This window comes from Protofrankia sp. CiP1_Cm_nod1 (genome assembly GCF_920888515.1).
Classification (GTDB): Bacteria; Actinomycetota; Actinomycetes; order Frankiales; family Frankiaceae; genus Protofrankia.
This window is the reverse complement of record NZ_CAKKTM010000454.1, coordinates 1-7,862: the sequence shown is the minus strand read 5'-3', so window position 1 is coordinate 7,862 and position 7,862 is coordinate 1. Positions and strand designations below refer to the sequence as shown.

Here is a 7,862-nt window from a genome sequence, read left to right as displayed (position 1 = left end):
GTCGCGGAAGAATTCCCACAGGTCGTCCTGGGCGACTCGTGGCGGGGTGGCCACGGCGGTGCCGACAAGGTACGGCCGGGTGCGGCCGCGAACGGTGGCGGTGTCAGCGAGAAGGGCGGCTCGGCTCGGTCGGCCAGCTCGCTCCGTCAGTGTTGTCATGTGGTCCTTTCTGGAGTGCGGAGCATTCGGTCGCTGCCAGGCGCCGGTCCCGGTCACGGTCGATGTCGGCCTGGCGTGTCTGTATACGGATAAATCGGTTTGTGGAGATTTCCGCCCGGTCGCCGCTGACTGATCGAATGCCATGTTCGCGGGCGCTCCCGCTCGGTGAACCGGGGATTTTCGGTCTCCGGCGGCGCAAAGGAGGCACGGTCACGTCGGGAGGCACGGTCACGTCGTCTTTGATCCCCGGTCATGCCACCTGGGGGCCCCGCTGCCCACCACGGTGCGGGAGACCGGCCGGATCGCCGGCCGCGTCGGCCTGCATCCGCTGGACGCGCCCCGATCGGCGGCCGCGCGCCGGCCGGCTGTCCTGGACACGCGGCAGCCGGCCGCCCAACGCTTCGTCCGTGGCCGGCGGTGTGCTCTCGTGGCCACCGCGGGAGTCCGCGGCCCGATTCGCCGGTTCCGGCCCGCTGCCCCCTGACCCCAGCGCATCTCCGCTCCTTGAACTGATAAGCGCCAAATCAACCGCTCACTGGATCCAATCTCTTACTCAGGGTAACAGTTGCTGACAACTTTACGCGATGGCTACTAGGAGTCGTGTTAGAACTACCTGGAGTGACTACCGAGTAATCAACGGCTGTCTTCCGGGTACCTTCCTGGAAGCTGTCGCCTATCTGACAGTGGACGGCGATGTCGCGTTCCCGTTGTGTCCGGGACTGTCCGCTCGGCAGGCTGCTACTCGCGGCATTTGTTCGGATGCGGGAAGAAGGTTCACGTCGGGCCCGGATGGATGCCCGTACGAGAAGGCTCGCCGCTCCGAGCCGTTGACGGTGCGCTGCGGGGCGGGGTGGTGCGAGGAGCCGGGCGGTGCGGGGTGAGGCGGGGCGGGGCGGGGTGGGGCGGGGCGGGGCGAGGAGCCGGGCAGCCCGCCTCCGGACGCGGCTTTCAGCCGGGCTGGCCCTCTGATCGCGCGTCGTGGCGCTCCTGCGCGGCGCTGACCAGCCGGGCGTGGTCCCGAATCCAGATGAACAGGTGTTGGAGAGGCTGGGTCAGCCCCTCGCCGAGCGGGGTGAGGCTGTAGCTGACCCTGGGCGGGGACGAGGGCTCCACCGCGCGTTCGACCAGACCGTCCCGGACAAGGGTGCGCAGGGTCTGGGAGAGCATCTTCTCGCTGATTCCTTCGATCTTCGTCCGCAGCTCGTGGAACCGGAGCGGGCCGGTGGCCAGCCCGGTGAGGACCAGTACGCCCCAGCGGCTGGTGACATGGTCGAGCACCACGCGAGCGGGGCAGTCACTGCGGAACGCGTCGTCGGCCGCGTCGTCCGGGAGGCTCTCGGGGGGCTGCGGACGCACTGGCACGCCGCAAAGCATACTCGGGTATCGCTTCTTACTAAAAGTAAGCCCCTATACTCTGGTTACTGGAGGGGCGGTAGCGGGGGCCCGTGCCGGAGTCCTGGGATGGAGGCGCGATGAGTGGATCACGCGAGGTGGCGCTGGTCACCGGTGGAGGCCGTGGCATCGGCGCGGCGACAGCCCGTGAGCTGGGCCGTCGCGGCTACCATGTAGTGATCAATTTCCGGGGCAACGCCGATGCCGCCCGCGCGGTTGCCCTCGAGATCGAAGCCGTGGGGGCGACGGCCGAGTGCGTCCAGGCCGATGTCTGTGATCCTGCTCAGGTCGAGCGGATGGTCGACGGCGTCCTGGCTGACCGGGGCCACATCGACGTGCTGGTCTGCAACGCCAACACCGTCGCCCCACCGTTCGGCCCGCTCGCGTCCCTGGCGTGGAAGGACTTTATCGACAAGGTCAGCGGTGAGCTCGCCGGGGCCTTCTTCGTCACCCAGCGTGTACTGGCCGCGATGCGCCACCGTGGCGGCCGGATCGTGTACGTCTCCAGCAGCGCCGCCGACTATGTCGGGTCCGGCAGGCTCTCCCACTCGACGGCGAAGTCGGCGCTGAACACCTTCAGCCGCCATGTCGCCGCGGAAGCGGCGGCACACGGGGTCACGGTCAACACGGTCGCCCCGGGCGCGGTTCGCACCGAGGCGACCGCGGCGATCTTCACGCCCGAGCGCGAGAAGCATCTCGCAGCCCACTCGGTCCTGGGACGCGTGCTCGAGCCCGAGGACATCGCCGTGGTGATCGCGCAGACCGTTGACGCGGGTATGCGCGGCGTCACGGGAGCGCTGATCCGCGTCGACGCCGGCTTCGGCGTGCTGGTCGGCGGGCCGTCGTCCACCGCGTGACGTCCGCGGGAGCTGTCTTCCCGGAGAAGCCGGGCGCGGAAGCGTGCTTCGGGACGCGTTCTTCAGGCGGCCGAGCCGCCAGGTGGCCGGACAGTCTTCGCGCGGCCGCACGACAGGGTACGACCGGGCCTGTTCCGGCCACGGTCCCGCTTGTCCGCTCCGGGTGGTATCCGTCCGGCCGCCGTTTTCCGGTCACCCGGCCATTTCCCCGGTCACCGGAAGCATTTCTGGGCATTCCGCTCTGCTTTCCGGCCGGCTTGCCCGGCAGGCGCCGGGTCCCGGGCGTGCCCCGGTTCCGGCCGGAAACTTTCTCGGCACGCCTGGGATTATCCTGAGCCTGACCTCGATGTCGAGCGGAGAGGAACTTGATGGCCACACTCAACGAGGACGCCCGGAATCTGCTGAGCCGGCCGGTGCATGCCTGGGTGACCACCCTGCGTCCGGACGGGGCGCCGCACAGCACGGTCGTCTGGGTCGACGCGGACGGCGACGAGATCATTTTCAACACGGCGGTCGGCCGGGCCAAGGAACGGCACCTGCGTAAGGATCCACGGATCTCGATCGGTGTGCTCGACCCGGACGACGCCTACCACCTGGTCAGCGTCTCGGGGACGGCCCGTCTCGAGGCCGACGGCGCCGACGCCGTCATCGACCGGCTCGCGAAGAAGTATCTCGGCGTCGACAGCTATCCTTTCCGCCGGCCGGACGAACAGCGGATCACGGTCCGGGTGGAGCCACGGCACATCATCCACAACACCGGCCGATGACGGCCGCGGGCCGGGCGTACGGCTTCGACATCGTCCCCTAACTAACCGGCCGGGAGAGGCCTTTCGGATGTTTTCCGGACGCGCCGTCACGAACGCGTCCGGAAACATCTGCCCGGCGGGAAGTGAAATCCGGAAATTGGCCGGGCCCGGTGAACTGTTTTCCGGGGCCACCGGCCCGGCCCGTTCGGCCGCGGTGCGGCCGGCGCACGGATTCACGGCTGTTCAGGTGTGATTCCGGGGTGGGCCTGGCAGGGGCTGCGCCAACGGCCGGACGGCCTGCTGCCGGCCGCGCGTCGTCGGGCCATACGCCGCGGATGTCACGTGCCCTGGGATCACGTGCCCTGGGATCACGTGCCCTGGGGCCATGTGTCGCGGGGACGGCGCTCGCTCCGGAGGAACTTCGCGTGGCTGCTTTTAGTGATCATACGTTTGTTGTGCGTCAGGAAATGCCGGCCTGATGCTCGGGAAGGCGGCTGGTGCCCGGGAGAGGGGTGATGCCCGGGAGAGGGGTGACGGTTCGATTTGACACCCGAACCGGAAACCGTTTCCATTACGTGGTCGTCGTCCCCAGGATGGAGCCGTCCCACGTATGTCCCGGATTCGTTCGTCCGCAGGCGTCGTCAACGTCCACCGCGTTGTCGGTCTCGCGCTGCTCGCGCTGCTCGCCCTGTTCGTCGCCGGCTGTGGCTCCGGCGATGACGACGGGCCCGCGTCGGCGGCGCCGCCGGGCAAGCTGCGGGTGGTGGCGACGACCACCCAGGTCGCCGACTTCGTACGGGCGGTGGGCGGTGACCGGGTCCAGGTGACCCAGATTCTGCGGCCCAACGTCGACCCGCACGACTACGAGCCCTCACCGGCCGACGTCAAGGCGGTCGGCGAGGCCGACGTGCTGGTGGCCAACGGTGTCGGCCTGGAGAAGTGGCTCGACGAGACGATCTCCTCCGCGGGCTTCGAGGGCACCCGGGTCGACGCCAGCCAGGGTGTGAGGATCCGCCCGGGCAGCGATGAGGAGGAGAAGGACGGGGATCCGCACATCTGGCACAACCCGCTCAACGTCAAGATCATGACTGCCAACATCGAGCGGGCGTTCGCCGCCGCGGACCCGGCTGGGGCCGCCGCCTACCAGGCCAACCGTACCGCCTACGACGGCAGGCTCGACGCGCTCGACGCCGACATCAGGCGGCAGATCGACGCACTGCCTCCCGCCAGCCGCAAGCTGGTGACCAATCATGACGCGTTCGGCTATTACATCGACCGGTACCAGCTGACCTTCGTCGGGTCGATCATCCCGAGTTTCGACACGTCGGCGGAGCTGTCCGGCCGCGACATCAACAATCTTGTGGAGAAGATCAGAACTACCGGGGCCAGGGCGGTTTTCTCCGAGTCGTCGTTGCCGCCGAACACGGCTGAGACGATCGGCCGGGAGGCCGGCGTCAAGGTGGTGGCGGGTGAGGGCTCCCTGTACGGCGACACCCTCGGCCCGCAGGGCTCGGACGGTGCGACCTACCTGCGGATGGAGGAGCACAACACCAGGACAATCGTCGATGCGCTGCAATGATGCGTCGACACGGGCATTGGCAGGGGAGCTGACACGGGGCTGACATGGGGGTCTGGCACGGGGGCCTGGCAGGGGGGCGAGGTGGGACCTGACGCGGGCCTGAGGATCCTGAGGCGGGCTGGAGCGGGGCCGCTGAAGAACGGGGCTGCTGAAGTTGTGAACCGCGACAGGCCGCCAGGGCCTGCGGCGAGGCATGGTCCGCCAGGGCCTGCGGCGAGGCATGGTCCGCCAGGGCCTGCGGTGAGGCATGGTCCGCCAGGGCCTGCGGTGAGGCATGGTCCGCCAGGGCCTGCGGTGAGGCATGGTGAAGTGAAGCAACAGGTGGTCGGCTCCCAGGTCGACGGCGGTGCCGACGTCGACGCTGGTACAGCTCCCGTGGACGCCGACGACGGTCTCTCCCCCGTAGTGGTCTTCGACCGCGCAAGCGTCGCCTACGGCCGGGTGCCCGTCCTCGAGGACGTGGACGGGGTGGTGGGCGCGGGGCACATGGTCGCCCTCATCGGCCCGAACGGGGGCGGCAAGTCGACCCTGATCAAGGCGATCCTCGGGCTCGTCCCGGTCGTCCGCGGCCGCATCCAGGTGCTCGGGCGGACACCGGTCCGGGCCCGTCAGGACGTCGCCTATGTCCCGCAGGCCGACACCCTGGATCCGGACTTCCCGGTCTCGGTCGGCCAGGTCGTGCTGATGGGCCGCTACCGCCAGATCGGCTGGGTACGCCGGCCGCGCCGGCCCGACCGGCTGATCGCCGCCGAGGCGCTGGCCGCGGTGGGGCTCGCCCACCGCGGTGGTGACCGTTTCGGCACCCTGTCCGGCGGCCAGCGGCAGCGGGTGCTGCTTGCCCGGGCGATGACCCAGCGGCCCAGGCTGCTGCTGCTGGACGAGCCGTTCAACGGGGTGGACACGCTCTCCCAGCAGGCGCTGCTGTCAGCGATCGACGGTCTGCGCGCGGCCGGCACCACCGTTGTCATCAGCACCCACGACCTGTCCCTGGCGCACCTGGCCTGCGACGACGTCTGCCTGGTCAACCGGCACCAGTTCGGTTTCGGCCCGACCGCGGCGACGCTCACCCCCGAGCGGCTGCGGGCGGCCTACGGCAGCGCCGCGCTCGAGCTGCGGGGCGAAGGTGTCATCGTTGCCCAGCCGTGAGCCACCCGTCCACGGGTCAGTACCTCGGATGCCTTCGGTATCACCCCAAATAGGGGTAAACCGGGTGGCTTACGTATCAGCCGGCATGAGCCGTACCTGGGCGGGCCACCCGTTCCCGAGCCGTCCGCCGGCGGGAGGGCCGCTGGCAAGAGGGCCGGCGGCGGCTGCACCGGCAGGCGGCGTCCCGGCAGGCGGCGTCCCGGCAGGGGATCCGCGGTGCTGAGCCGGTTGCTGCTGGATCCGTTCGCGCTGCCGTTCATGCGGCGGGCGCTGGTCGAGGTGCTGCTGCTCGGTGCGCTCGCGGGGGGCGTCGGGGTGTTCGTGGTGCTGCGCCGGCTGGCCTTTCTCGCGGACGCGCTCAGCCACGCCGTCTTCCCCGGGGTCGTCATCGGCTACCTGGTGTCGGGGCAGTCGGGGATCGTCCCGGGGGCACTGGTCTTCGCGGTCCTGGCGGTGGTGCTGTTCACCGTCGCCGCGGCCAGGGCGCGGGTGGGCCAGGACGCCGCGCTCGCGATCCTGCTGACCTCGTTCTTCGGGCTGGGGGTCGTGCTCGTGTCGCGGCAGCGGTCCTACACCGCCGACCTGACGACGTTCCTGTTCGGCCGGGTGCTCACCGTCGACTCCACCCAGATCACGCAGACGGCGGTGGTGGCCGTGGTGGTCGGCCTGGTGCTGTACGCGCTGCGCAAGGAACTGCTGCTGCGGACGTTCGACCAGCAGACCGCGCGGGCCATGGGCTACCGCGTGGTGCTGCTCGACCTCGTCCTGAACCTGATGATCGCTCTGGTCGTCGTCGCCGCGGTCAAGGCTGTCGGGACGATTCTGAGCATCGCGCTCCTGGTCGTTCCGGCGGCCGCCGCCCGGCTGCTCTCCGACCGGCTGCTGGTCGTGACCGGGCTCGCGGTCCTCTTCGGCGTGCTCGGCGGCTGGCTGGGGCTCGCGGCCAGCTACGAGGCGTCGATCAACCACGGGGTGCGGCTCGCCTCGGGCGCCACGATCGTGCTCGCGCTGGTCGTGTTCTACCTGCTCGCGCTGGGCGTCGGCCCGCTCGTCCGGCGCCGCTGGCGGCGGGGCGCGCGGCTGCCGGACGAGGTCGCGGACGTCGACGGGCTCCCGGCCGACCGGCCTGCCCGGCAGGCCCACGTGGGCGGAGGCGTCCGGTAGATGGCCGCCCTGGACCTGCTGTCGGATTCCTACACTCGCCGTGCCCTGGTCGAGGCGGTGCTCGTCGGCGCGCTGTGCGGCGCGGTCGGCGTGCACGTGGTGCTGCGGCGGCTGAGCTTCTTCACGATGGCCATGACGCACGCCACCTTCCCGGGGGTGGTGCTCGCGGCGATCCTGGGGATCAATCTCTACCTCGGGTCAGGGGTCTTCGGCTTCCTGGTGGTTCTTGCCGTGGCCGCGCTGTCCGCCCGCGGTGACAGCACGAGCGTCACCGGCGTCGTGCTGTCGGGCAGCTTCGCCCTCGGGGTGCTGCTGTTGTCGGCCCAGTCGGGGTTCACCAGGGACCTCACCGCCTATCTGGTCGGATCCATCCTCACCGTGCAGGCCGACGACCTGGTGACCTCCGGGATCGTCGCGGCCGTCGTGCTGGTGGTTCTCGCGCTGCTGTCCAAGGAGCTTGTCTTCGGGGCCTTCGACCGGGACGCGACCGTCGCGGCCGGCTATCCGGCCGGCCGGCTCGATGTCGTCCTCCTGCTGCTGGTCGAGGCGACGATCGTGACCTCGGTGCCGGCGGTGGGGACGATCCTGTCGGTCGCGCTGATCGTGGCGCCGGCGGCGACGGCCAGGCTGTGGTGCGACACCGTGCGGGGCATGACCGTGCTCTCGGTCTCCCTCGGGGCCGCCAGCGGCGTTATCGGCCTGGCGGTCAGCCGGCAGTGGTCCGTGGCGGCCGGTGGCGCGATCGTGCTCACCGCATCGGGGGTCTTCGCGTTGTCGGCGCTGCTCGCGCCCGCCGTCGGGACGCCGTCCCGCCGCCGC

Annotated in this window: 7 protein-coding genes; 6 read left to right on the top strand and 1 reads right to left on the bottom strand. The window is 70.2% G+C overall.

Going from position 1 to position 7,862, the window contains the following annotated elements; genetic code table 11:
- Window positions 1-1,107: 1,107 nt before the first annotated feature.
- The gene (locus NBX02_RS21135; protein ID WP_250284976.1) at window positions 1,108-1,533 is read right to left on the bottom strand and encodes a winged helix-turn-helix transcriptional regulator; all 426 of its coding nucleotides are present in this window, start codon (window positions 1,531-1,533) and stop codon (window positions 1,108-1,110) included.
- Between the two features lie 98 nt (window positions 1,534-1,631).
- Between NBX02_RS21135 and NBX02_RS21130 the strand changes: the two genes are divergently transcribed.
- The 6 genes from NBX02_RS21130 to NBX02_RS21105 all read left to right on the top strand — a co-directional run.
- Window positions 1,632-2,408 carry an SDR family oxidoreductase gene (locus tag NBX02_RS21130; RefSeq protein ID WP_250284974.1) on the top strand — a complete coding sequence of 259 codons (777 nt, stop codon included), beginning with the start codon at window positions 1,632-1,634 and terminating at the stop codon, window positions 2,406-2,408.
- A gap of 368 nt (window positions 2,409-2,776) precedes the next feature.
- A complete protein-coding gene (locus NBX02_RS21125) occupies window positions 2,777-3,175 on the top strand; it encodes a PPOX class F420-dependent oxidoreductase (protein ID WP_250292686.1) in 399 nt (132 codons plus the stop codon).
- A gap of 589 nt (window positions 3,176-3,764) precedes the next feature.
- On the top strand, window positions 3,765-4,733 hold the full coding sequence (locus NBX02_RS21120) for a metal ABC transporter substrate-binding protein (RefSeq protein WP_250287254.1): 969 nt from the start codon (window positions 3,765-3,767) through the stop codon (window positions 4,731-4,733).
- A 309-nt stretch (window positions 4,734-5,042) separates the two neighbouring features.
- A complete protein-coding gene (locus NBX02_RS21115; RefSeq protein ID WP_250287252.1) occupies window positions 5,043-5,879 on the top strand; it encodes a metal ABC transporter ATP-binding protein in 837 nt (278 codons plus the stop codon).
- A 216-nt stretch (window positions 5,880-6,095) separates the two neighbouring features.
- Window positions 6,096-7,043, top strand: coding sequence for a metal ABC transporter permease (locus NBX02_RS21110; RefSeq protein ID WP_250287251.1), 948 nt, complete (start codon window positions 6,096-6,098; stop codon window positions 7,041-7,043).
- On the top strand, window positions 7,044-7,862 hold an 819-nt coding region (locus tag NBX02_RS21105), incomplete at its 3' end, for a metal ABC transporter permease (protein ID WP_250292684.1).